This window comes from Streptomyces sp. P5F9, from assembly GCF_057961495.1.
Genome location: NZ_JBXVPZ010000041.1, coordinates 1 through 22,032, shown reverse-complemented (window position 1 = coordinate 22,032; position 22,032 = coordinate 1). Strand labels below are relative to the sequence as shown.

At 70.2% G+C, this 22,032-nt stretch carries 18 protein-coding genes, 1 pseudogene and 1 riboswitch; of the genes and pseudogenes, 15 read left to right on the top strand and 4 right to left on the bottom strand.

The annotated features are described in order from the left end of the window. Positions 1-43 precede the first annotated feature (43 nt). The 9 genes from AC31A1_RS10340 (at position 44) to AC31A1_RS10300 (ending at position 10,245) form a co-directional block, all read left to right on the top strand. Positions 44-1,111: a polyprenyl synthetase family protein gene (locus AC31A1_RS10340; protein WP_489652978.1), complete on the top strand. Its 1,068-nt coding sequence runs from the start codon at positions 44-46 to the stop codon at positions 1,109-1,111. A gap of 112 nt (positions 1,112-1,223) precedes the next feature. Then, entirely contained in the window at positions 1,224-3,230 is a 2,007-nt protein-coding gene (shc, locus tag AC31A1_RS10335; RefSeq protein WP_489652977.1) for a squalene--hopene cyclase, read from the top strand. Beyond that, positions 3,230-3,871, top strand: coding sequence for a phosphorylase family protein (locus tag AC31A1_RS10330; RefSeq protein WP_489652976.1), 642 nt, complete (start codon positions 3,230-3,232; stop codon positions 3,869-3,871). Before shc ends, AC31A1_RS10330 begins: the two co-directional genes overlap by 1 nt. Before the next feature lie 5 nt (positions 3,872-3,876). Further along, complete coding sequence (gene hpnH / locus AC31A1_RS10325) at positions 3,877-4,899, top strand: adenosyl-hopene transferase HpnH (protein ID WP_033281750.1); 1,023 nt, start codon at positions 3,877-3,879, stop codon at positions 4,897-4,899. Positions 4,900-4,903: 4 nt separating this feature from the next. Next, a complete protein-coding gene (ispG, locus tag AC31A1_RS10320; protein ID WP_489652975.1) occupies positions 4,904-6,061 on the top strand; it encodes a flavodoxin-dependent (E)-4-hydroxy-3-methylbut-2-enyl-diphosphate synthase in 1,158 nt (385 codons plus the stop codon). 27 nt (positions 6,062-6,088) lie between these two features. Further along, complete coding sequence (dxs, locus tag AC31A1_RS10315) at positions 6,089-7,996, top strand: 1-deoxy-D-xylulose-5-phosphate synthase (RefSeq protein ID WP_489652974.1); 1,908 nt, start codon at positions 6,089-6,091, stop codon at positions 7,994-7,996. Then, positions 7,993-9,378: an aspartate aminotransferase family protein gene (locus AC31A1_RS10310; RefSeq protein WP_489652973.1), complete on the top strand. Its 1,386-nt coding sequence runs from the start codon at positions 7,993-7,995 to the stop codon at positions 9,376-9,378. Before dxs ends, AC31A1_RS10310 begins: the two co-directional genes overlap by 4 nt. Before the next feature lie 112 nt (positions 9,379-9,490). Beyond that, positions 9,491-10,123, top strand: coding sequence for a helix-turn-helix domain-containing protein (locus AC31A1_RS10305; protein WP_489652972.1), 633 nt, complete (start codon positions 9,491-9,493; stop codon positions 10,121-10,123). Further along, positions 10,120-10,245 carry a DUF6126 family protein gene (locus AC31A1_RS10300; protein WP_033281755.1) on the top strand — a complete coding sequence of 42 codons (126 nt, stop codon included), beginning with the start codon at positions 10,120-10,122 and terminating at the stop codon, positions 10,243-10,245. The genes AC31A1_RS10305 and AC31A1_RS10300 overlap by 4 nt, the downstream gene beginning before the upstream one ends. A gap of 32 nt (positions 10,246-10,277) precedes the next feature. On the opposite strand, the gene AC31A1_RS10295 is transcribed toward AC31A1_RS10300, so the two are convergent. Then, positions 10,278-11,075 carry a tyrosine-protein phosphatase gene (locus AC31A1_RS10295; protein WP_489652971.1) on the bottom strand — a complete coding sequence of 266 codons (798 nt, stop codon included), beginning with the start codon at positions 11,073-11,075 and terminating at the stop codon, positions 10,278-10,280. Positions 11,076-11,245: 170 nt separating this feature from the next. Here AC31A1_RS10295 and AC31A1_RS10290 point away from each other — a divergent pair, with 170 nt between their 5' ends. The 3 genes from AC31A1_RS10290 (at position 11,246) to AC31A1_RS10280 (ending at position 15,760) form a co-directional block, all read left to right on the top strand. Beyond that, on the top strand, positions 11,246-13,318 hold the full coding sequence (locus AC31A1_RS10290) for an alpha-galactosidase (RefSeq protein WP_489652970.1): 2,073 nt from the start codon (positions 11,246-11,248) through the stop codon (positions 13,316-13,318). Positions 13,319-13,621: 303 nt separating this feature from the next. Next, a riboswitch (cyclic di-AMP (ydaO/yuaA leader) is annotated at positions 13,622-13,784 on the top strand. Between the two features lie 4 nt (positions 13,785-13,788). Then, positions 13,789-14,733: a M23 family metallopeptidase gene (locus AC31A1_RS10285; RefSeq protein WP_489652969.1), complete on the top strand. Its 945-nt coding sequence runs from the start codon at positions 13,789-13,791 to the stop codon at positions 14,731-14,733. 241 nt (positions 14,734-14,974) lie between these two features. Next, a complete protein-coding gene (locus AC31A1_RS10280; protein WP_489652990.1) occupies positions 14,975-15,760 on the top strand; it encodes an SGNH/GDSL hydrolase family protein in 786 nt (261 codons plus the stop codon). Between the two features lie 134 nt (positions 15,761-15,894). Here the strand turns inward: AC31A1_RS10280 and AC31A1_RS10275 are convergent, their stop codons facing one another. Both AC31A1_RS10275 and AC31A1_RS10270 read right to left on the bottom strand, forming a co-directional pair. Further along, positions 15,895-16,509, bottom strand: coding sequence for a TetR/AcrR family transcriptional regulator (locus AC31A1_RS10275; RefSeq protein WP_489652968.1), 615 nt, complete (start codon positions 16,507-16,509; stop codon positions 15,895-15,897). A gap of 44 nt (positions 16,510-16,553) precedes the next feature. Then, positions 16,554-17,732: a glutamate dehydrogenase gene (locus AC31A1_RS10270; protein WP_489652967.1), complete on the bottom strand. Its 1,179-nt coding sequence runs from the start codon at positions 17,730-17,732 to the stop codon at positions 16,554-16,556. Positions 17,733-18,016: 284 nt separating this feature from the next. Here AC31A1_RS10270 and AC31A1_RS10265 point away from each other — a divergent pair, with 284 nt between their 5' ends. Then, positions 18,017-19,219: an MBL fold metallo-hydrolase gene (locus AC31A1_RS10265; protein WP_489652966.1), complete on the top strand. Its 1,203-nt coding sequence runs from the start codon at positions 18,017-18,019 to the stop codon at positions 19,217-19,219. Positions 19,220-19,252: 33 nt separating this feature from the next. On the opposite strand, the pseudogene AC31A1_RS10260 reads toward AC31A1_RS10265, so the two are convergent. After that, a pseudogene (locus AC31A1_RS10260) lies at positions 19,253-19,644 on the bottom strand (RidA family protein). Between AC31A1_RS10260 and AC31A1_RS10255 the strand changes: the two are divergent. Beyond that, on the top strand, positions 19,532-19,927 hold the full coding sequence (locus AC31A1_RS10255; protein ID WP_489652965.1) for a winged helix-turn-helix transcriptional regulator: 396 nt from the start codon (positions 19,532-19,534) through the stop codon (positions 19,925-19,927). The pseudogene AC31A1_RS10260 and the gene AC31A1_RS10255 sit on opposite strands and share 113 nt — an antisense overlap. Before the next feature lie 449 nt (positions 19,928-20,376). Continuing rightward, the coding region (locus tag AC31A1_RS10250; protein WP_489652964.1) for a sensor histidine kinase at positions 20,377-22,032 on the top strand (1,656 nt) is incomplete at its 3' end.

The following is a 22,032-nucleotide window of genomic DNA, read 5'->3' as shown; positions in this document are numbered from 1 at the left end:
AGGCGACCCCCGCACCTCCGGTACCGCGACAAGAGGAGAGACTGTGCCCACTGTGCCCCCGGCCGAGACGGCTGCCGACGCGGTGGACGTGTCCGCGCTCCTGGAGCGCGGCCGGACCCTTGCCACACCGGTACTGCGGGCGGCCGTGGACCGCCTGGCTCCCCCCATGGACACCGTTTCCGCCTACCACTTCGGCTGGATCGACGCCGAGGGCAACCCGGCCGCGGGCGACGGCGGCAAGGCCGTGCGCCCCGCGCTCGCCGTGCTCTCCGCCGAGGTCACCGGTGCCGCGCCCGAGGTCGGTATCCCGGGCGCCGTCGCGGTCGAGCTGGTCCACAACTTCTCGCTGCTGCACGACGACCTGATGGACGGCGACGAGCAGCGCCGGCACCGCGACACCGTGTGGAAGGTGCACGGTCCCTCCCAGGCCATCCTCGTCGGCGACGCCCTGTTCGCGCTGGCCAACGAGGTCCTGCTGGAGCTCGGCACCGTCGAGGCCGGCCGCGCCACCCGCCGCCTCACCACCGCGACCCGCGCCCTCATCGACGGCCAGGCGCAGGACATCTCCTACGAGCACCGCGACCGCGTCAGCGTCGAGGAGTGCCTGGAGATGGAGGGCAACAAGACCGGCGCCCTGCTCGCCTGCGCCTCCTCCATCGGGGCCGTGCTCGGCGGTGCGGACGACCGCACCGCCGACATCCTGGAGAAGTACGGCCACCACCTCGGCCTGGCCTTCCAGGCCGTCGACGACCTCCTCGGCATCTGGGGCGACCCGGAGGCCACCGGGAAGCAGACCTGGAGCGATCTGCGCCAGCGCAAGAAGTCCCTGCCCGTGGTGGCGGCGCTCGCGGCGGGCGGACCCGCCTCCGAGCGGCTCGGCGAGATCCTCGCCGCCGACGCCAAGAGCAGCGACTTCCAGAACTTCTCCGAAGAGGAGTTCGCGGCCCGTGCCGCGCTCATCGAGGAGGCGGGCGGCCGCGAGTGGACCGCCGAAGAGGCACGCCGTCAGCACACCATCGCCATCGAGGTCCTCGACGCCATCGACATGCCCGACCGGGTTCGGGCGCAGTTCACGGCGCTCGCCGACTTCGTCGTCGTACGAAAGAGATGATCACTATCGGTCGAATAGCCCTCGCGTAGTCGCCGGCCGGTGCTGCGAAGATACGAGTACCGGCCGACGGCGGACCCACAGCAGAGACATGCCACTGCACGAAGGGGAAGCCATGACAGCGACGACCGACGGAAGCACCGGGGCCATGCCTCCCCGTGTTGCCGCGGCCAGCGAAACCGACATCAACACACCCGTGGCGGCCGGGGTGCACGGCGCCGCCGCACACGCAGTACAACGCGCCACCGACTTCCTGCTCTCCCAACAGGACGCCCAGGGCTGGTGGAAGGGCGACCTGGAGACGAACGTCACCATGGACGCCGAGGATCTGCTGCTCCGTCAGTTCCTGGGTATCCGCGACGAGTCGACGACCCGGGCCGCCGCACTCTTCATCCGCGGCGAGCAGCGCGAGGACGGCACCTGGGCGAGCTTCTACGGCGGACCCGGTGAACTCTCCACCACCATCGAGGCGTACGTCGCCCTCCGGCTGGCCGGGGACGCGCCGGACGCCCCGCACATGGCGAAGGCGTCCGCGTGGGTCCGTGAGCGGGGCGGGATCGCCGCGTCCCGTGTCTTCACCCGGATCTGGCTCGCGCTGTTCGGCTGGTGGAAGTGGGACGACCTCCCCGAACTCCCGCCGGAACTCCTGTACTTCCCGACCTGGGTACCGCTCAACATCTACGACTTCGGATGCTGGGCCCGGCAGACCATCGTGCCGCTGACGGTGGTCTCCGCGAAGCGGCCGGTGCGGCCCGCGCCCTTCCCGCTCGACGAACTCCACACCGACGCGGACAACCCGAACCCGGTCAAGCCGCTTGCCCCGGTGGCGAGTTGGGACGGCGCCTTCCAGCGGCTCGACAAGGCGCTGCATCTCTACCGCAAGGTGGCCCCGCGCAAGCTGCGCAAGTCCGCGATGAACGCTGCCGCGCGCTGGATCATCGAGCGGCAGGAGAACGACGGCTGCTGGGGCGGCATCCAGCCGCCGGCCGTGTACTCGGTGATCGCCCTGCACCTGCTCGGCTACGACCTCGAACACCCCGTGATGCGCGCGGGACTTGAGTCGCTGGACCGGTTCGCGGTCTGGCGCGAGGACGGGGCCCGGATGATCGAGGCCTGCCAGTCCCCGGTGTGGGACACCTGTCTCGCGACCATCGCGCTCGCCGACGCGGGCGTACCCGCCGACCACCCCCAACTGGTCAAGGCGGCCGACTGGATGCTCGGGGAGGAGATCGTCCGCCCCGGCGACTGGGCGGTGAAGCGGCCCCAACTGCCGCCCGGCGGCTGGGCGTTCGAGTTCCACAACGACAACTACCCCGACATCGACGACACCGCCGAGGTCGTGCTCGCGCTGCGCCGGGTCAGACATCACGACCCGGAGCGCCTCGACCGGGCCGCCGGACGCGCGGTCCGCTGGAACCTCGGAATGCAGTCGAAGAACGGCGGTTGGGGCGCCTTCGACGTCGACAACACCAGCCCGTTCCCCAACCGGCTGCCGTTCTGCGACTTCGGCGAGGTCATCGACCCGCCGTCGGCGGACGTCACCGCGCACGTCGTCGAGATGCTCGCCGTCGAGGGCCTCGCCCACGACCCGCGCACCCGGCGCGGCATCGAGTGGCTGCTCGCCGAACAGGAGGCGGACGGCTCGTGGTTCGGGCGCTGGGGCGTCAACTACGTATACGGCACAGGGTCCGTGGTGCCTGCCCTCGCGGCCGCCGGAATCCCCGGCTCGCACCCGGCGATGCGCCGCGCGGTCACCTGGCTGGAGACCGTGCAGAACGACGACGGCGGCTGGGGCGAGGACCTGCGCTCCTACAAGTACGCCAAGGAATGGAGCGGCCGGGGCGCCTCCACCGCCTCGCAGACGGCCTGGGCGCTGATGGCCCTGCTCGCGGCCGGGGAACGCGACTCCAAGGCCGTCGAGCGCGGCATCGAATGGCTCGCGACGACCCAGCGGGAGGACGGGTCCTGGGACGAGCCCTACTTCACCGGCACGGGCTTCCCGTGGGACTTCTCCATCAACTACCACCTCTACCGGCAGGTCTTCCCGCTCACCGCGCTCGGGCGCTACGTGCACGGAGAACCGTTCTCCCAGACCTCGTTCTCCCCGGCCAAGGGGGGCTGATGGGCAGACAGTCCGCCGGACCGCCGCTGCTGATCGCCTGCGCGCTCGGCATCGAGCGCCTCGCCCTGCGCGCAGGCGACCGCTCCGGCGCCGACGGGCCGGTCACCTTCCTCAGGACGGGGATGGGGCCCCGGGCGGCCGAGGAGGCCGTCACGCGGCGCCTCGCCGAGCCGGCGCTGTCCGAGGCCGCCGTACTGGCCACGGGCTTCTGCGCCGGACTCGCCCCCGGTATGCACCCCGGCGACCTGGTGGTCGCCGAGGAGACCAGGGAGGCGCGCGGAACCGTTCCGTGCGTCGGTACCGAGCTGCTCGTCAAGGAACTGGTGCGGGCCCTGCCCGGCCGCACCGTCCACACCGGCCCCCTGACCGGCTCCGATCACGTCGTCCGCGGTCAGGAACGGTCGGATCTGCTCGCGACCGGCGCGATCGCGGTCGACATGGAGTCGGCGGCCACGCTGCTGAGCGCCGTGCGTACGGGCGCGCGCCCGGTTGCGGCCGTACGGGTGGTCGTGGACGCTCCTGAACATGAACTCGTCCGGATCGGCACGGTGCGCGGTGGAATATCGGCTTTCCGCGTTCTTCGATCCGTTCTTCCCGCTTTTTTCGAATGGCACCGTTCTTTGCTGCTCCCCCGGAGGTGAGCCAGATGGCCATGCCGCTGCGCCAGACAATCAAGGTCGCTACATACTTGGCTGAACAGAAGCTCCGCAAGCGGGACAAGTTCCCCCTGATCGTGGAGCTGGAACCTCTCTTCGCATGCAACCTGAAGTGCGAGGGCTGCGGCAAGATCCAGCACCCGGCGGGCGTGCTCAAGCAGCGCATGCCGGTGGCGCAGGCCGTCGGGGCGGTGCTCGAATCCGGTGCGCCGATGGTGTCCATCGCGGGTGGCGAGCCCCTGATGCACCCTCAGATCGACGAGATCGTGCGGCAGTTGGTGGCGAAGAAGAAGTACGTCTTCCTCTGCACCAACGCGATGCTGCTGCGCAAGAAGCTGGACAAGTTCACGCCCTCCCCGTACTTCGCCTTCGCGGTGCACATCGACGGGCTGCGCGAGCGGCACGACGAGTCCGTCGCGAAGGAGGGTGTGTTCGACGAGGCGGTGGAGGCGATGAAGGAGGCCAAGAAGCGCGGCTTCCGGGTCACCACCAACTCGACCTTCTTCAACACGGACACCCCGCAGACCATCATCGAGGTGCTCAACTTCCTCAACGACGACATCAAGGTCGACGAGATGATGATCTCGCCCGCCTACGCCTACGAGAAGGCACCCGACCAGGAGCACTTCCTGGGCGTCGCGCAGACCCACGAGCTGTTCAAGAAGGCCTTCGCGGGCGGCAACCGCAGGAAGTGGCGGCTCAACCACTCCCCGCTCTTCCTGGACTTCCTGGAGGGCAAGGTCGACTTCCCGTGCACGGCCTGGGCGATCCCGAACTACTCGCTCTTCGGCTGGCAGCGCCCCTGCTACCTGATGAGCGACGGATACGTGCCCACGTACCGCGAGCTGATCGAGGACACCGACTGGGACAAGTACGGCCGCGGCAAGGACCCGCGCTGCGCCAACTGCATGGCGCACTGCGGCTACGAGCCGACCGCCGTCCTCGCCACCATGGGCTCCCTCAAGGAGTCCCTGCGGGCCATGCGCGAGACCGTCGCCGGAAACCGCGACTGACGCCATGACCGCAGTGTCCCTGGGCGTCCCCGAGATGCCGGTCCGGCCGATCGCCGAGCGACGTGTGTCGCGGCAGATCCAGGTCGGTCCGGTGGCGGTCGGGGGCGGGGCCCCCGTCTCGGTCCAGTCGATGACCACGACCCGTACGTCGGACATCGGCGCCACCCTCCAGCAGATCGCCGAACTCACCGCGTCCGGCTGCCAGATCGTCCGCGTCGCCTGCCCCACGCAGGACGACGCGGACGCGCTGGCGACCATCGCGCGCAAGTCGCAGATCCCGGTGATCGCGGACATCCACTTCCAGCCCAAGTACGTGTTCGCCGCGATCGAGGCCGGCTGCGCGGCGGTTCGGGTCAATCCCGGCAACATCAAGCAGTTCGACGACAAGGTCAAGGAGATCGCGCGGGCCGCGAAGGACCACGGCACGCCGATCCGGATCGGGGTCAACGCCGGTTCCCTGGACCGCCGTCTGCTCCAGAAGTACGGCAAGGCGACGCCCGAGGCGCTCGTCGAGTCGGCCCTGTGGGAGGCGTCCCTCTTCGAGGAGCACGGCTTCCGCGACATCAAGATCTCCGTCAAGCACAACGACCCCGTGGTGATGGTCAACGCCTACCGGCAGCTGGCCGCGCAGAGCGACTATCCGCTGCACCTCGGGGTCACCGAGGCGGGCCCCGCCTTCCAGGGCACGATCAAGTCGGCGGTCGCCTTCGGGGCGCTGCTCAGCGAGGGCATCGGGGACACGATCCGGGTGTCGCTGTCCGCCCCGCCGGTGGAGGAGGTCAAGGTCGGCCTCCAGATCCTGGAGTCGCTGAACCTCAAGCCCCGCCGTCTTGAGATCGTGTCGTGCCCGTCCTGCGGGCGCGCCCAGGTGGACGTCTACAAGCTCGCCGACGAGGTCACGGCAGGGCTTGAGGGCATGGAGGTGCCGTTGCGCGTCGCGGTCATGGGCTGCGTCGTCAACGGACCCGGTGAGGCGCGGGAGGCGGACCTCGGGGTCGCCTCCGGCAACGGCAAGGGTCAGATCTTCGTCAAGGGCGAGGTCGTCAAGACCGTGTCCGAGTCGAAGATCGTGGAGACCCTCATCGAGGAGGCGATGAAGATCGCCGAACAGATGGAGCAGGACGGCGTCGCGGCGGGGGAGCCGGCCGTCACCGTGAGCTGAAACAGCACGGACCGAAGGGGGCCCGACGTGACGATCCTGGAGAGCATCCGGCAACCACGCGACCTGAAGTCGCTGTCCGAGGCGGAACTCGGCGAACTGTCCGAAGAAATAAGGGAGTTCCTGGTCCACGCGGTGGCCAGGACCGGCGGACACCTCGGGCCCAACCTGGGTGTGGTGGAACTGACCATCGCGCTCCACCGGGTCTTCGAGTCTCCAACTGACCGCATCCTCTGGGACACCGGCCACCAGAGCTATGTACACAAGATCCTGACGGGTCGTCAGGACTTCTCGAAGCTGCGCAGCAAGGGCGGGCTTTCCGGCTACCCCTCGCGCGAGGAGTCCGAGCACGACGTCATCGAGAACAGCCACGCCTCCACCGCGCTCGGCTGGGCCGACGGCCTCGCCAAGGCGCGCCAGGTACAGGGGGAGAAGGGCCATGTCGTCGCGGTCATCGGCGACGGCGCGCTCACCGGCGGCATGGCGTGGGAGGCGTTGAACAACATCGCCGCCGCCAAGGACCGCCCGCTGATCATCGTCGTCAACGACAACGAGCGGTCCTACTCGCCCACCATCGGCGGCCTCGCCAACCACCTGGCCACCCTGCGCACGACCGACAGCTACGAGCAGGTCCTCGCCTGGGGCAAGAGCGTCCTGCTGCGCACCCCGGTCGTCGGCAACACGATCTACGAGTCGCTGCACGGAGCGAAGAAGGGCTTCAAGGACGCCTTCGCCCCGCAGGGCATGTTCGAGGACCTGGGACTCAAGTACGTCGGCCCGATCGACGGACACGACATCGGCGCCGTCGAGTCCGCACTGCGCCGGGCGAAACGCTTCCACGGCCCGGTCCTCGTCCACTGCCTCACGGAGAAGGGCCGCGGCTACGAACCCGCCCTCGCCCACGAGGAGGACCACTTCCACACCGTCGGCGTGATGGATCCGCTCACCTGCGAGCCCCTCGTGCCCTCCAACGGCCCTTCCTGGACCAGCGTGTTCGGCGACGAGATCCTGCGCATCGGGGAGGAGCGCGACGACGTCGTGGCCATCACGGCCGCCATGCTGCACCCGGTGGGTCTCGGCAAGTTCGCCGCGAAGTTCCCCGACCGGGTCTGGGACGTCGGCATCGCCGAGCAGCACGCGGCCGTGTCGGCGGCGGGCTTGGCGACCGGCGGTCTGCATCCCGTCGTCGCCGTCTACGCCACCTTCCTCAACCGCGCCTTCGACCAGCTCCTGATGGACGTGGCGTTGCACCGCTGCGGGGTGACGTTCGTCCTGGACCGTGCCGGGGTGACCGGAGTTGACGGAGCGTCACACAACGGCATGTGGGACATGTCCATCCTCCAGGTTGTGCCGGGCCTGAGGATCGCCGCCCCGCGTGACGCCGACCAACTCCGGGCCCAGCTACGGGAAGCCGTCGCCGTCGACGACGCGCCGACCCTCGTCCGCTTCCCGAAGGAGTCGGTCGGACCCGAGATCCCGGCGATCGACCGGGTGGGCGGCCTCGACGTCCTGCACCGGGGCGCGGAGACACCCGAGGTGCTGCTCGTCGCGGTGGGCGTCATGGCGCCGGTCTGCCTCCAGGCCGCCGAACTCCTCGAAGCGCGCGGCATCAACTGCACGGTCGTGGACCCCCGTTGGGTCAAGCCCGTCGACCCGGCGCTGCCCGGCCTCGCCGCCGAACACCGCCTCGTGGCCGTCGTCGAGGACAACAGCCGCGCCTCCGGCGTCGGTGCCGCCGTGGCGCTGGCGCTCGGAGACGCCGAAGTCGACGTCCCCGTACGGCGGTTCGGCATCCCGGAGCAGTTCCTCGCGCACGCCAAACGCGGGGAGGTGCTCGCCGACATCGGCCTCACACCCGTCGAGGTCGCCGGACGGATCAGCGCAAGCCTGGCGGTCAAGGACACGAACGCCGGCACAGCCAAGGAGAAACCCGAATGACCAAGGAGTTCGACCTCACCGCGCTGCTGGCCGAGCGCGGAGCCGAGCGCTACGAGCTGCACACCAAGTACCTGAACCACCAGCTCCCGCGCATGCTGCACACCATCGGCTTCGACAAGGTCTACGAGCGGGGCGAGGGCGCCTACTTCTGGGACGCCGACGGCAACGACTACCTCGACATGCTCGCCGGGTTCGGGGTGATGGGCCTGGGCCGCCACCACCCCGTCGTCCGCAAGGCGGTGCACGACGTCCTCGACGCCCAGCTCGCGGACCTCACCCGCTTCGACTGCCAGCCGCTGCCCGGCCTGCTCGCCGAGCAACTCCTCACCCACAGCCCGCACTTGGACCGGGTGTTCTTCGGCAACAGCGGTACGGAGGCGGTCGAGACCGCGCTCAAGTTCGCCCGCTACGCCACCGGGAAAACCCGCGTCCTGTACTGCGACCACGCCTTCCACGGCCTGACCACCGGCTCGCTCTCGGTCAACGGCGAGGACGGCTTCCGGGACGGTTTCGCCCCGCTGCTGCCGGACACGGCCGTACCGCTCGGTGATCTCGACGCCCTGGCACGGGAGTTGAAGAAGGGCGACGTCGCCGCCCTCGTCGTCGAGCCGATCCAGGGCAAGGGCGTGCACGAGGCCCCGCCCGGCTATCTGCGCGCCGCGCAGGAACTCCTGCACCAGCACAAGGCGTTGCTCATCGCCGACGAGGTACAGACCGGTCTCGGCCGGACCGGTGACTTCTACGCCTACCAGCACGAGGAGGGCGTGGAGCCGGACCTGGTGTGCGTGGCGAAGGCGTTGTCCGGCGGGTATGTGCCGGTCGGCGCGACCCTCGGCAAGGACTGGATCTTCAAGAAGGTCTACTCGTCCATGGACCGGGTGCTGGTCCACTCGGCGAGCTTCGGGTCCAACGCCCAGGCCATGGCGGCGGGGCTCGCCGTCCTGTCGGTCATGGAGAACGAGCAGGTCGTCGCCAACGCCCGTGCCACCGGGGAGCAGTTGAGATCCCGGCTCGCCGCGCTGGTCGACAAGTACGAGCTGCTCGCCGACGTCCGCGGCCGGGGCCTGATGATCGGCATCGAGTTCGGCAGGCCCAAGTCGCTGAAGCTGCGCAGCCGTTGGGCCATGCTGCAGGCCGCGCGCAAGGGCCTGTTCGCGCAGATGGTGGTCGTGCCGCTGCTCCAGCGGCACCGCATCCTCACCCAGGTCTCCGGCGACCACCTGGAGGTCATCAAGCTCATCCCACCGCTGATCATCGGCGAGCGTGAGGTGGACCGGTTCGTGGACGCCTTCACCGCCGTGATGGACGACGCGCACAGCGGTGGCGGGCTGATGTGGGACTTCAGCAAGACGCTCGTGAAGCAGGCGGTCGCGAACCGGTAGCGGTGGCCAACCGGTAGGGGTTTCTGCCTGGCGCCGTGGGCGGGCGCCGTGGGTTTTTGCCCCTGAGGCAAGAGATTTGCCGCAGGGGCAAATGTCCGGCTGAATGGAGAGCATGAGCTCTCCCGAGACCGAGCCGGAACAGTCGGCAGGGCCGGTCGAAGACCTGCCGGCCACCGTCGCACCACAGCTCCGGGCCCTGCGCCGCCGCGCCTCCCTGACCCTGGAGGTCGCCGCCCGCTCGGCCGGACTCTCGCCCGCCCATCTCTCCCGTCTGGAGACCGGGCAGCGCCAGCCCTCGCTGCCGATGCTGCTCGCGCTCGCCCGGATCTACGGTACGACAGTCTCGGATCTGCTCGGCGAGACGGTCACCGACCGGGAGGCCGTAGTCCGCGCCGCCGACATGGAACCGACCCGGGCGGGTGGCTGGACCTACTGGCAGGCCGGTGCCCCCGGCCGCGGCATGCAGTCGCTGCGCGTGCGCATCCCGCACGGCTCCCAGGGCGACATCGTGCGCGTGCACCCCGGCGAGGAATGGCTGTACGTCCTCACGGGCCGGCTGCGCCTGCGCCTCGGCGACACCGCGCACCTCCTCGCGCCGGGCGACAGCGCGCACTTCGACTCGCTCACCCCGCACCGCCTCGCCGCCGCCGACGAGGACGGCGTCGAGGTCCTGTTCGTCCACACCCTGCTGCAGAGCCCCACGGCCACCCTGTGCCTGGGCCCGATCACCGGAGAGACGCCATGAGCGGCAACAACATCGAGGACAAGTTCCCCCGTGCCCTGTGGGTGCGGCTCATCATCTACATCGCCGTCGGCCACGTCTTCGCGGGCTTCATCTACCTGCTGTTCTCCGTGGGCGCCAAGTAGCCTGCCGCGGCGGCCGGTTCACCAGGTTCGGTTCAGTCGAGCAGGCGCTCGCGCAGCCGCTCCCGGACCTCCGGGGTGATCCCCAGTCCCTGTTCCAGGTAGGCGTCCACGCTGCCCCAGGTCTCCTCGACGGTCTCGAAGGCCGCCGTCAGATACTCGGCGCGGGCGTCGAAGAGGGGGCTGAGGAGCTCCATCACCTCGGGGGAGTAGGCCGAGGCGGAGGGGCCGCTGCGGCGCACCTTGTAGCGGCGGTGCTTCGCGTTCGACTCCAGGTAGTCGGTCACGATCGCCTCGCGCTCCACGCCCACGGCGAGCAGCGTCACGGCTATCGACAGGCCGGCGCGGTCCTTGCCCGCCGCGCAGTGCATCAGCGCGGGGACACTGTCCTCCGCGAGCGAGCGCAGCACCTGGGAGTGCTCGGCGGTGCGCTCCTTGATGATCGTCCGGTACGAGGCGATCATCCGGTTCGCGCCCTTGTCGCCGCCGAGGATTTCGCGCAGCTGGTCCATCTCGCCGTCGCGGACCATCTTCCAGAACTCGGAGCCGTCCGCCGGGTCGCTCAGCGGCAGGTTCACATTGCGCACACCGGGCAGCCCGACGTCGGGACCCTCCAGCTTCTGGTCCGACGCGTTGCGGAAGTCGAAGATCGTGTGGAGGCCCAGCGAGTCGAGGAACGCGGCGTCCTCCTCGGTCGCGTGCGCGAGGTGGCCGCTGCGGAACAGCACCCCGTGCCGCACCCGTCGTCCGTCCACTGTAGGAAGTCCGCCCACGTCCCGGAAATTGCGCACCCCGGACAACTCCGGCTCGGTCGACGGAATCTGCTGCGTCACGAGGACTCCTCCCACTCGGCCCGACGACGCGGCTCACCGGCGGGCACGTTCTCGACGATACGACATGGGTCCGACAGGCAATGAGTTGTCCACAGGCGTTGCCTCACAGGCCTCCCGCCGTTGATGATGTTGGTGCTTGAGCGGACTTGTTCGAATCTGTGAGGAACCTGATGCTGGAGATCGCCGAGAACGGCCGTACGTGGGTGCTGTCGGGCCCTACGAGCAGTTACGCCGTCCATCTCACCGAGGACGACGAGCTGCTCCACCTGCACTGGGGCCCCGCGATCGCACTTGCCGACGCCGAGGAGCTCGCCGCCCGTCCGCTGCCCGTCGGCGCCTCCTTCGAGTCCCCGCTCGACGGCCGGGAGGAGTACCCCGTCGAGGGCGGCCCCCGCTTCGCCCGCCCCGCCCTGTCCGTGCGCACGCCCGAGCGCCGCGGCACGGAATGGACCTTCGAGCGGTACGACACCGAGGGCGACGAGCTGCGGCTCCGCTTCCGGGACACCGGTCTCGCGATCACGCTGCACTACCGGATGCGCGGCGACGTCGTGGAACGCTGGACGAGCCTCGGCAACGACGGGGCCGAGACGCTGGAGCTGCTGCGCGCCGACTCCGCCGTGTGGACGCTGCCCGAGCGGGAGGGGTGGCAGCTGTCGCAGCTGCACGGGCGGTGGGCCGCCGAGTCGCGGCTGGTGCGCTCCGGCCTCACCTACGGTGAGAAGGTCATCGGCAGCCGGCGCGGCCACACCGGGCACCAGCACCTGCCCTGGGTCGCCCTCGACACGGACGCGACCGAGGAGCGCGGCGAGGTCTACGGCTGCGCCCTCGGCTGGTCGGGGTCCTGGCGGATCGCCGTGGCCCAACTCCCCGACGCGCGCGTGCAGATCACCGGGGGCGCCGGGTACGACGACTCCGGACTGCTGCTCCTGGAGGCGGGGGAGTCCTTCACGACCCCCGTCTTCGCCGGCCTGTGGAGCGACGCCGGCTTCGGGGGCGCCAGCCGCACCTGGCACACGTACCAGCGGACGTACGTCATCCCGGACGCGGACCAGGACCGGCCGGTGCTCTACAACTCCTGGGAGGCCACCCAGTTCGACATCTCCGAGGAGCAGCAGGAGACGCTCGCGCAGCGCGCGGCGGCGCTCGGGGTCGAGCTGTTCGTGGTCGACGACGGCTGGTTCGGGAAGCGCGTCAGCGACCGTGCCGGGCTCGGTGACTGGACCCCGAACCCGGACCGCTTTCCCGCAGGACTCAAGCCCCTTGCCGACCGCGTCCACGCGCTGGGCATGCAGTTCGGCATCTGGGTCGAGCCCGAGATGGTCAACGCGGACAGCGATCTGTACCGCGCGCACCCCGACTGGGTGCAGTACCAAGAGGGGCGAAAGCGGACGGAGTTCCGCAATCAGCTCGTACTGAACCTCGCCCGCGAGGACGTCCAGGAGTACCTCTGGGAGCAGCTCGACGGGCTGCTCTCCAGTGCCCCGATCGACTACGTGAAGTGGGACTTCAACCGCTGCTTCACGGATGCCGGGTGGCCCGGTGACGCCTACCCGCAGCGCCTCTGGGTCGACCATGTGCGCGCGCTGTACGCCCTGTTCGACCGGCTGCGGGCAGCCCACCCGGGCGTGGCCTTCGAGTCCTGCTCGGGCGGCGGCGGCCGGATCGACCTCGGCATCATGAGCCGCACGGACCAGGTGTGGACCTCGGACAACACCGACCCGCTCGACCGGCTCGCCATCCAGCACGGCTTCAGCCAGATCCACCCCGCGCGCGTGATGGCCGCCTGGGTCACCGACAGCCCGAACACCCAGCTCAACGACCGGGTCAGCAGCCTGCGTTTCCGGTTCGTGAGCGCCATGGCCGGAGTCCTCGGCGTGGGCGGCGACCTCTCGGAGTGGACCGAGGAGGAACTCGCCGAGGCCCGCCGGTGGGTGGACCTCTACAAGGAGATCCGGCCGCTCGTGCAGCACGGCGACCTCCACCGGCTGCGCGCGCCGAGCGGCGGACTGAGCGCCGTGCAGTACGTGCGCGGCGACGAGACCGTCGTCCTCGCCCTGCTCCAGGCGCAGCACTACGGCGAGCCCGCACCGGCGCTCCGGCTGCGCGGGCTCGACCCGACAGCGTCGTACGAATGCCTCGAAACGGGCGAAGTCCACCGGGGTGCCGTCTTGTTGTACCACGGGCTGCGCACCGGGCTGTGCGGTGACCTCGATGCGACGGTTATCCGCCTCCGTCGCATCTGATCCCTCTGTCCCAATTGCAGCCTTCGTTCCAACTCGCTCTGGAATAAAGGAACCTGAGAGCTGTGTACGTGAGCAGCGTCATATTCGTGACCGTGCGTCGTTCGTCATGTTCACGTAATTGACGTGCTTTTACAGGGGAATTGAGGGGTTGAGTCCTGTGGGAATTCACGGAGGGTGACTGTGAATTCCCACAGGGAAACACAAGGAACGCAAATCCGTGGAACCTCCTGCTTGTCCCTTTGCGTCTTCCTCGCTTACGTTCGCCACCAATCCGGACGGACGCCCAATCCTGCCGCCGACCGGACTCCGCACACACCCACCCGTATGCGGCAGGAGCGGGGGACCCACAGGTAAGACGCCTGTTCCGGTCTCCGGAACGGGCTTGGGGTTTAGCCGCGACCAGCGCGCGGCCGGGCATCTCCAGCCCGCACCCGACAGCTCACCTCGCAGGCGCCGGAGAGGAATTCGTCATGCCCGCGAAGGGTAAGCACCGCCGCCCGAAGTCCCAGCGACTCACCCGCTCGATGGCCGTAGCCGGAACCGGCGGCGCGGCACTCGCCCTTCCGCTCATGGGGGCCACCGGCGCCCATGCCGCCACTTCGACTTCCGCTCCGGAAAAGGCAGTTCAGTCCGTTCCGGCGGCCGAGAAGACGGTTTCCGAGAAGGCGACCGCGAAGACCGTCTCGAAGGCCTCGGGCGTCAAGACGTATTCGGTGAAGGCCGGCGACTGGCTCGCGAAGATCGCCGAGGAGCAGGACGTCACCGGCGGATGGAAGAAGCTCTACCAGGACAACCGCGGGGCCATCGGCGGCGACCCGTCCCTGATCCACCCGGGCCTGAAGCTCTCCCTCGGTGAGAAGGCCTCGACGGGCGGGACGGACACCGGTACTTCGTCCAAGTCGTCCGGTACCTCGTCTTCTTCGTCCTCGTCGGCGTCCTCCTCTTCCTCGTCGAAGAGCAGTTCGGCCGCGCGGAGCGACGACAGCACGAGTGTCGGCACCTCCACCGGCTACACCCTCCCGGTGACCGGCGGCACCATCGGCACCGGCTACCACGTCGCGGGCAGCATGTGGTCCAGCGGCTACCACACCGGCGTCGACTTCGTCGTCCCGACCGGCACCACCGTGAAGGCGGTCGCCGCGGGCACGGTCGTGTCGGCGGCCTACGACGGCGCCTACGGCAACGAGGTCGTCATCCGGCACGCGGACGGCGAGTACTCGCAGTACGCCCACATGTCGCAGCTGTCCGTCTCGGCCGGCCAGACCGTGACCGAGGGGCAGCAGATAGGCCTCTCCGGCGCGACCGGCAACGTGACCGGCCCGCACCTGCACTTCGAGATCCGGACCACGCCGTACTACGGCTCGGACGTGGACCCGGTCGCCTACCTCCGCTCGCACGGCGTCACTGTCGGCTGACATCGGGCCCCGACGCCTGCCCCACGCAACCGAAGGCCGGACCCAGATCCTTGGGTCCGGCCTTCAGGCATAGCAGTTTCGGGGTCAACGCCCCTGATCAGAGGCTTATTCCGACTTTGGACAACCCTTTACAAGTGGCTTATCTCACCGTCCGTCAACCCCTAAATACGATCGCGTAGGTCACATGCGAGGGTGAATTATGGTTGCCGTGGCTAACGATTCGAAGAGTGACAACAGATCAGTGATCGGGTCGTACGTGGCGGTGGGGGACAGCTTCACCGAGGGCGTCGGCGACCCAGGGCCCGATGGGGCGATGGTCGGCTGGGCCGACCGGTTCGCGGTACTGCTCGCGGATCGGCGGCCCGAGGGCGACTTCGAGTACACCAACCTGGCCGTGCGCGGGAAGCTGCTCGACCAGATCGTGGAGGACCAGCTCACCCGGGCCAAGGAGATCGGGCCCGACCTGGTCTCCCTGGCCGCGGGCGGCAACGACATCATCCGTCCGGGCACCGACCCCGACGAGGTCGCCGAGCGCTTCGAACGCGCGGTCGCCGATCTCACCGCCGCCGTCGGCACCGTCATGGTGACGACCGGCTTCGACACCCGCGGCGTGCCCGTGCTGAAGCATCTGCGCGGCAAGATCGCCACCTACAACGGACATGTGCGGGCCATCGCCGACCGCTACGGCTGCCCGGTGCTCGACCTGTGGTCCCTGAAGACGGTCCAGGACCGGCGGGCCTGGGACGGCGACCGGCTCCACCTCTCTCCCGAGGGGCACACGCGCGTGGCGCTCCGCGCCGGCCAGGTCCTCGGCGTCGAGGTCCCGGCCGACCCGGACCAGCCCTGGCCCCCGCTGCCGCCGCGCGGCACGCTCGACATCCGGCGCGACGACGTGCACTGGGCGCGCGAGTACCTGGTGCCGTGGATCGGACGCCGGCTGCGGGGCGAGTCCTCCGGGGACCACGTCGAGGCGAAGGGCGCACTGTCGCCGGACGACATCAAGATGCGGATCGAGCGGGTGGCCTGACGAAGCGACTCGGTAACGGGGTGCTGCGGTAACGGGGTGACAGGTGCGGAGGCGCCGGGTGCGGAGGTGACCCCTCGGAGAGGCGGCCTTTTCGGGAGGCGTTTCCTCGAAGAGTCGGCTTTTGAGGGAACGCCTCAGGGAGCGGTCAACGCCGCCCGCTCCAGGCCGAGTTCCCGTGCGAGCGCCTCGTCGACCCACTCCAGGGCCCGTGCCCGCGGCACCGCTCCCCCGTATGCCGTCATCTGTACGGCGAGGCCGTCCAGGAGGGCCGTCAGGCGCAGGGCGGTGGTGGCCGGGTCCGGGCAGTGGAACTCGCCCGCGGTCACGCCCTCGGCGACGACCTCCGCCAGTGCTTGTTTCCACTGCCGGTCGAGATCGCGGGTGACGTCCAGGAGGGCGGGTTCGCGCAGGGCCGCCGCCCAGCCCTCGATCCACAGGCGCCAGCCCTTGGCCTGCCCGGTCGGCGCGTACCAGCGCACCGCTGCCCGCAGCCGGCGCAGCGCGGTCGTACGGCGGCCCAGGAGCTTGTGGAGGTGCGCGAGGTCGTCCTCGGCGGCGAAGGCGAACGCGGCGGCGACCAGTTTCTCCTTGGTCGAGAAGTGATACAGCACCAGCGCGTTGCTCACGCCGAGGGCCGAGGCCACGTCGGCGATCCTGACCGCCGCCACACCCCGCGCCTCGATCTGCTCGACGGCCGCCCGCAGCAACTCGGCCCGCCGTTCCACCACGCTCAACCGCACTCTCGCCACGCGGTCACCCTAATCCGTTGTCCATAGGGGTGGTGTCCCCTACGTCACCGGTACCAGCCGAACCGTTCCGCGATGACCGGCAGCCGGTCCGCGACGATGGCGTGCGCGGCGGCGCGCGGTGTCGTGCCGTCGGCCTCCGCGCGGGCCAGCATCCGGTCGATCAGGGCGCGCATCGAACGCCGGGTGTGGGCGAAGGCCTCGTCCGCGTCGGCGCCGATGTCGCCGAACAGGGTCCACCACCACCAGGCGTTCGTCCCGGAGTTCACGACCACGTCCGGCAGCACGGTGACCCCGCGCGCGGACAGCAGCTCCTCCGCCTCAGGCAGTACAGGCATGTTGGCCGCCTCGACGATCCACCGGGCCGTGATCCCTTGCTGGTTCGCGGTGTCGATCGCGTACGACACCGCTGCCGGAACCAGCGCCTCCGCGTCGACGGACAGCCAGTCCTCGCCGGGGAGTTCGAGGTCGCCCGGGCGCAGCGCGGAGCGGTCCACGGTGCCGTACGCGTCCCGGGCCGCGAGCAGCGCGTCCACGTCGAGGCCGGCCGGGTTCGCGATCGTGCCCTTGATGTCGGCGACGGCGACGAGCGACAGCCCCGCGCGCGTGAGGAACCGCGCCGTGGCCCCGCCCATGGTGCCCAGCCCCTGCACGGCGACCCGCGTCCCCGCGTACGGCACGCCCGCCCGGTCCAGCGCCGCGAGCACCGACTCGGCGACGCCGCAGCCGCCGACCAGCTCGTCGAGACCGATGCCGTCCACCTCGACCGCGAAGGCGTCCGCGAGCCGCCGCCGCGCCGCGGACTCGTCGTCGAGCAGCGGATACACGGCCTGGATCGACGACACGAGCCCCGCCTCCGCGGCGGCCCGGTCGACCAGGTCCTGGGTGAGCCCGAGGTCCTCACCCGTCGTCCAGAAGCTCTCGATGTACGGCCGCATGGCACGCAGATAGCGCACGAGGAGGCCGTACGACACCGGGTCCTGGGGATCGCAGTCGATACCGCCCTTGGCGCCGCCCAGGGGGATGTACCGGCCCGCCGGGTCGTAATGGAGCGCCTCTTTCATGGTCATGCCCCGGGCCAGCCCCGCCACCTCGTCGAGCGTGCAGCCCGGCCGCATCCGCAGTCCGCCGCTGGACACCCCGCGCACCAGCCGGTCGACGACCAGGAAGCCCTGGCGGCCGGTGACGTGGTCGGTCCAGGTGAGCGACATCAAGGGGGCGGTCATACGGGCTCCTCGGGGCGCCGGCCGACAGGGCGAGTACGGGCAGCACGAGTACGGGAGCGCGTACCGGACGGTCGGTGCTGAATGGCGGGTACTGAACGGCGAGTCAGTATCGGGAGAGGTGCCGTGTCCTGTCAACGGAAGGGCGAGTTCCGTCCCGCGGTGTCAATCTCCGGCGCGGAACTTTGGTCTTTCCTTGGAAACCGGTCCTGATGACGCCGACGCAGCGGCGTTGTCACAGGGGTCGACCATAATGGAAAGCCTGACCGACCCGACCTGGAGGCATCGTGACCGCATTCCGTACGCTGAGCTCCGGGCTCCGCGCGCTGCAGCCCGCTGCCTTCGGCGCGGACCCGAGCGGCGAGCGCCTCGCGCGCATCCGCAGATCACCCCACTTCAAGGACGGGGTCTTCCAGAATCCCGGGGGCAATACGAACGTCCGCCCGTCCGGCGGCACGATGCGCGAGATGGGGAAGTCCTACCTCGACAAGGAGCAGCGCGCCCGCCGCGCCCCCGACGGCACGCTGCCGGTGCACGCCACCACCCTCGCCGACCTGGCCAGGCCCGCCGCGACCGGGCTGCGGCTGATCTGGATGGGGCACTCCAGCGTGCTCGCGGAGATCGACGGCCACCGGGTCCTCTTCGACCCGGTCTGGGGCGAGCGCTGCTCCCCGTTCCCGTTCGCCGGGCCCAAGCGGCTGCACCCGGTGCCCCTGCCGATCGCCGCGCTCGGCCCGGTCGACGTCGTGGTCATCTCGCACGACCACTACGACCACCTGGACATGCCCACGATCAAGGCGCTGGCCGACACGGACACCCTGTTCGCCGTGCCGCTGGGCGTCGGCGCCCACCTGGAGCACTGGGGCGTGTCCCCCGACCGGCTGCGCGAGCTGGACTGGCACGAGGAGACCAAGGTCGGCGGCCTCACCCTGACCGCCACCCCGGCCCGGCACTTCTGCGGCCGCGGCCTGCGCAACACCCAGCACACCCTCTGGGCCTCCTGGGTGGTCGCCGGCGACGAGCACCGGATCTACCACAGCGGCGACACCGGCTACTTCGAGGGCTTCAAGGACATCGGTGCCGCGCACGGCCCGTTCGACGCGACGATGATCCAGATCGGCGCGTACAGCGAGTTCTGGCCCGACATCCACATGACGCCCGAGGAGGGCATGCGCGCCCACCTCGATCTCCAGGGCGGGCAGCCGCACGGGGTGCTGCTGCCGATCCACTGGGGCACCTTCAATCTGGCGCTCCACCCGTGGGCCGAGCCCGGCGAGTGGACCGCGGACGAGGGCGAAGCGGCCGGCCAGGCCGTGGCCACACCGAGGCCGGGCGAGCCGTTCGAACCGGGCGGCGACCTGACGACGGACCCGTGGTGGAGGCCCTTCGGGGGGACGATCGACCACCCCTGGCGGACCCCGAAGCCGGTGGAGACGGAACCGAAGCCGACGACCGCCCCGGCGGAACTGGATCTCGCGAACGAACGCTGACAGGGCGAGGAATTCCTGCCCTGTCGGCTCCGTTCAGTCGATGACCGCGGTGGCTTCGACCTCGACCAGATGGTCCGGCACGTCGAGGCCGCCACGCCGATCAGTGTGCCCGGCGCCATCGGCGTGGTCCCCCGCTTCGCGGTGGCCCGGGCGACCCCCTCCAGGAACAGGGGCATCTTGTCGGCGGTCCGGTCGACGACGTAGACGGTCAGCTTCACCACGTCGTCGAAGGACGCGTCGGCCGCCGCCGGCGCGGTGCCGACATTGAGACAGCTCCGCTCGACCTGGGCCGCGAGGTCGCCGTCGCCGACCGTGACCCGCTCGGCGTCCCAGGCGACCTGGCCGGCGACGAAGACCAGCTTCGCCCCGGTCGCGATCGACACCTGCCGGTACACCGGGATCTGCGGCAATCCGCTGGGGTTCATCAGAGCGACGGCCACCTCGCCCGAGGACGAAGGCACCCTGCGCTTCAGTGAGCTGCGGAACGCGATCGAGGGCATCAGCCACAAGATGCTCACCCAGAACCTGCGCATGCTGGAGCGCAACGGTCTGGTCGAGCGTGACGTGCACCCCACCGTGCCGCCGCGCGGGGAATACACCCTCACCGAGTCGGGCCAGGGGCTCCGGGCGACCGTCGATGCCATGTGCGGCTGGACCCACCGATACCTCGGTCACATCGAGGCAGCCCGCCGCCGCTTCGACGCCTGACACGCTCGTACGTCCCCGTAGTAGTCACGTTCTGTCATGCTCCGGGGTGTGGTTGAGGGCGGCCGAGATCCCGGGGAACGCCTCCGCGGCCCGCTTCCGGGCGAGGGGCGGACGAGTGTCGGAGACGGGGTGGCATCGAACCCCCTGGCCCCCCGGCGCCCGTTCGTGACCGGTTCCGATCAGGCGCGATCGATTCTTTGTCCTTCTTCGGCGCGCGGTCGAGGGGGTTATCGGTCTGTCGTACGAGGCCTCATACCAGAGCGGGACGCTCCCCGTGGGAGTTTGTCAACTGCCCACCGCACCTGATGCGTTGACGACTACTGTGAGTGTCCGTCGGGCGACGCAGGGCCGAATTCTTCGGCTCTCTCGACCGGCACCGCGATGGCGTATGCCCGAATCGCGCACCCCGCGCGAACCAACCGGCCCGACGCACCAGTACGAGGACGCCGATGTCTCAACTCCGTGCACCGGCCGCACGCGCAGACCGCCGTGAGGGCGGCCGGCACGGGCGACCGGCCGCCCGCCCCGTGCCCGCACTGCCCGAGACCCACATACGCCCCCAGCTCCTGCGCCTCGCCGTGCTGCCGCCCGTCGCGGTCGCGCTGAGCGCCAGCGCGGCCGTCCTGTTCACCGTCCGCTCCACCGGAGCACGGACCAGCCTCACCCTCTGGGGCGTCCTCGCCGGAGCCACGTCCGTGACGATCGCGGGCATCTTCATCGCCGCTGTGGCCGCGGGCCGCGCCGCCGGCTCCGTCAGCGACCGCATCGGCGACCTGCGCCGCAGCAGCGCGCGCGGCGAGGCCGATCTGCGCGACCTGGTCGAGGCGTTGCGCCGCGGCGAGGGCCCGCCCCCACGCAAGCCGCGCACCAAGCCCCCCGGGGACGCCGACGACTTCGACCTGCTCGCCGCCGACCTGGCACACGCGCACGACGGCGCCGTCACCGCCGTCGTCGCGGCCGCACAGCTCTCCAGCCAGGCGGGCAGCGAACAGAAGGTCGAGGTCTTCGTCAACCTCGCCCGGCGCCTGCAGTCCCTCGTGCACCGGGAGATCTCCATCCTCGACGAGCTGGAGAACGAGATCGAGGACCCCGACCTCCTCAAGGGCCTCTTCCACGTCGACCACCTCGCCACCCGCATCCGCCGCCACGCCGAGAACCTCGCCGTCCTCGGCGGCGCCGTCTCCCGCAGGCAGTGGAGCAACCCGGTCTCCATGACCGAGGTGCTGCGCTCCGCCATCGCCGAGGTCGAGCAGTACTCCCGCGTCAAACTCGTGCCGCCGATCGACGGCACCCTGCGCGGCCACGCCGTAGCCGACGTGATCCACCTGCTGGCCGAACTCGTCGAGAACGCCACGGTGTTCTCCGCCCCGCACACCCAAGTGCTGCTCCGCGTCAACCTCGTGACCTCGGGCCTGGCCGTCGAGGTCGAGGACCGCGGACTCGGCATGCCCGCCGGCGAGCAGAGCCGGATGAACGCCCTGCTCACCGACCCCGACCAGGTCAACGTCGCCAGCCTGCTGGCCGACGGCCGCATCGGCCTGTTCGTCGTCTCCCAACTCGCCCGCCGCCACGGCATCCACGTCCGCCTGCAGACCAACATCTACGGCGGGGTGCAAGCCGTACTCGTAGTGCCACAGGCCTTGTTGGGTAAGGCGCCGGGCGCCCCCGGGATCGTAGGACAGCCGCAGGACACCTTGGGCGGGGGGCGTCCGCTCGTCCCGCCGCAGCAGGCGCAGGGTGGGACCGAGGGGGGCCAACTCGCCGTCGGGCAGGGGGTGTCGGTGCCGTCCGGTGCTCCTGGCGCGCCGGGTCGGCATCAGCGCGGGTCAGGAGCACCGGGGCGGCATCAACGACGGGACTCCGCACCGTCCGCCGCAGCGGGGACGGACGGCAGCGGACCGGAGCCGTTGCCCGTGCGCGGCGCCCACGCGGAGCGGGCCAACCCCTCGGAAGCGGTGCCCGGCATCCGTCCCGACGACCGGGGGACCGTGGCCGAGAACATGACCGCACCGCCCGTCCCGCGCGGCGGAGCGGTACGCGGCACCATGGGCAAGCCGCCCCAACTGCCCCGGCGCCGCGCCCAGGAACACATCGCCCCCCAACTC

What these genes read in the sequence shown, in the direction of transcription:
- shc (WP_489652977.1), top strand. Translation starts at nt 1,224, where the DNA reads ATGACAGCGACGACCGACGGAAGCACCGGGGCCATGCCTCCCCGTGTT.
- AC31A1_RS10330 (WP_489652976.1), top strand. Translation starts at nt 3,230, where the DNA reads ATGGGCAGACAGTCCGCCGGACCGCCGCTGCTGATCGCCTGCGCGCTC.
- hpnH (WP_033281750.1), top strand. Translation starts at nt 3,877, where the DNA reads ATGGCCATGCCGCTGCGCCAGACAATCAAGGTCGCTACATACTTGGCT.
- ispG (WP_489652975.1), top strand. Translation starts at nt 4,904, where the DNA reads ATGACCGCAGTGTCCCTGGGCGTCCCCGAGATGCCGGTCCGGCCGATC.
- AC31A1_RS10310 (WP_489652973.1), top strand. Translation starts at nt 7,993, where the DNA reads ATGACCAAGGAGTTCGACCTCACCGCGCTGCTGGCCGAGCGCGGAGCC.
- AC31A1_RS10305 (WP_489652972.1), top strand. Translation starts at nt 9,491, where the DNA reads ATGAGCTCTCCCGAGACCGAGCCGGAACAGTCGGCAGGGCCGGTCGAA.
- AC31A1_RS10300 (WP_033281755.1), top strand. Translation starts at nt 10,120, where the DNA reads ATGAGCGGCAACAACATCGAGGACAAGTTCCCCCGTGCCCTGTGGGTG.
- AC31A1_RS10290 (WP_489652970.1), top strand. Translation starts at nt 11,246, where the DNA reads ATGCTGGAGATCGCCGAGAACGGCCGTACGTGGGTGCTGTCGGGCCCT.
- AC31A1_RS10285 (WP_489652969.1), top strand. Translation starts at nt 13,789, where the DNA reads ATGCCCGCGAAGGGTAAGCACCGCCGCCCGAAGTCCCAGCGACTCACC.
- AC31A1_RS10270 (WP_489652967.1), bottom strand. Translation starts at nt 17,732, where the DNA reads ATGACCGCCCCCTTGATGTCGCTCACCTGGACCGACCACGTCACCGGC.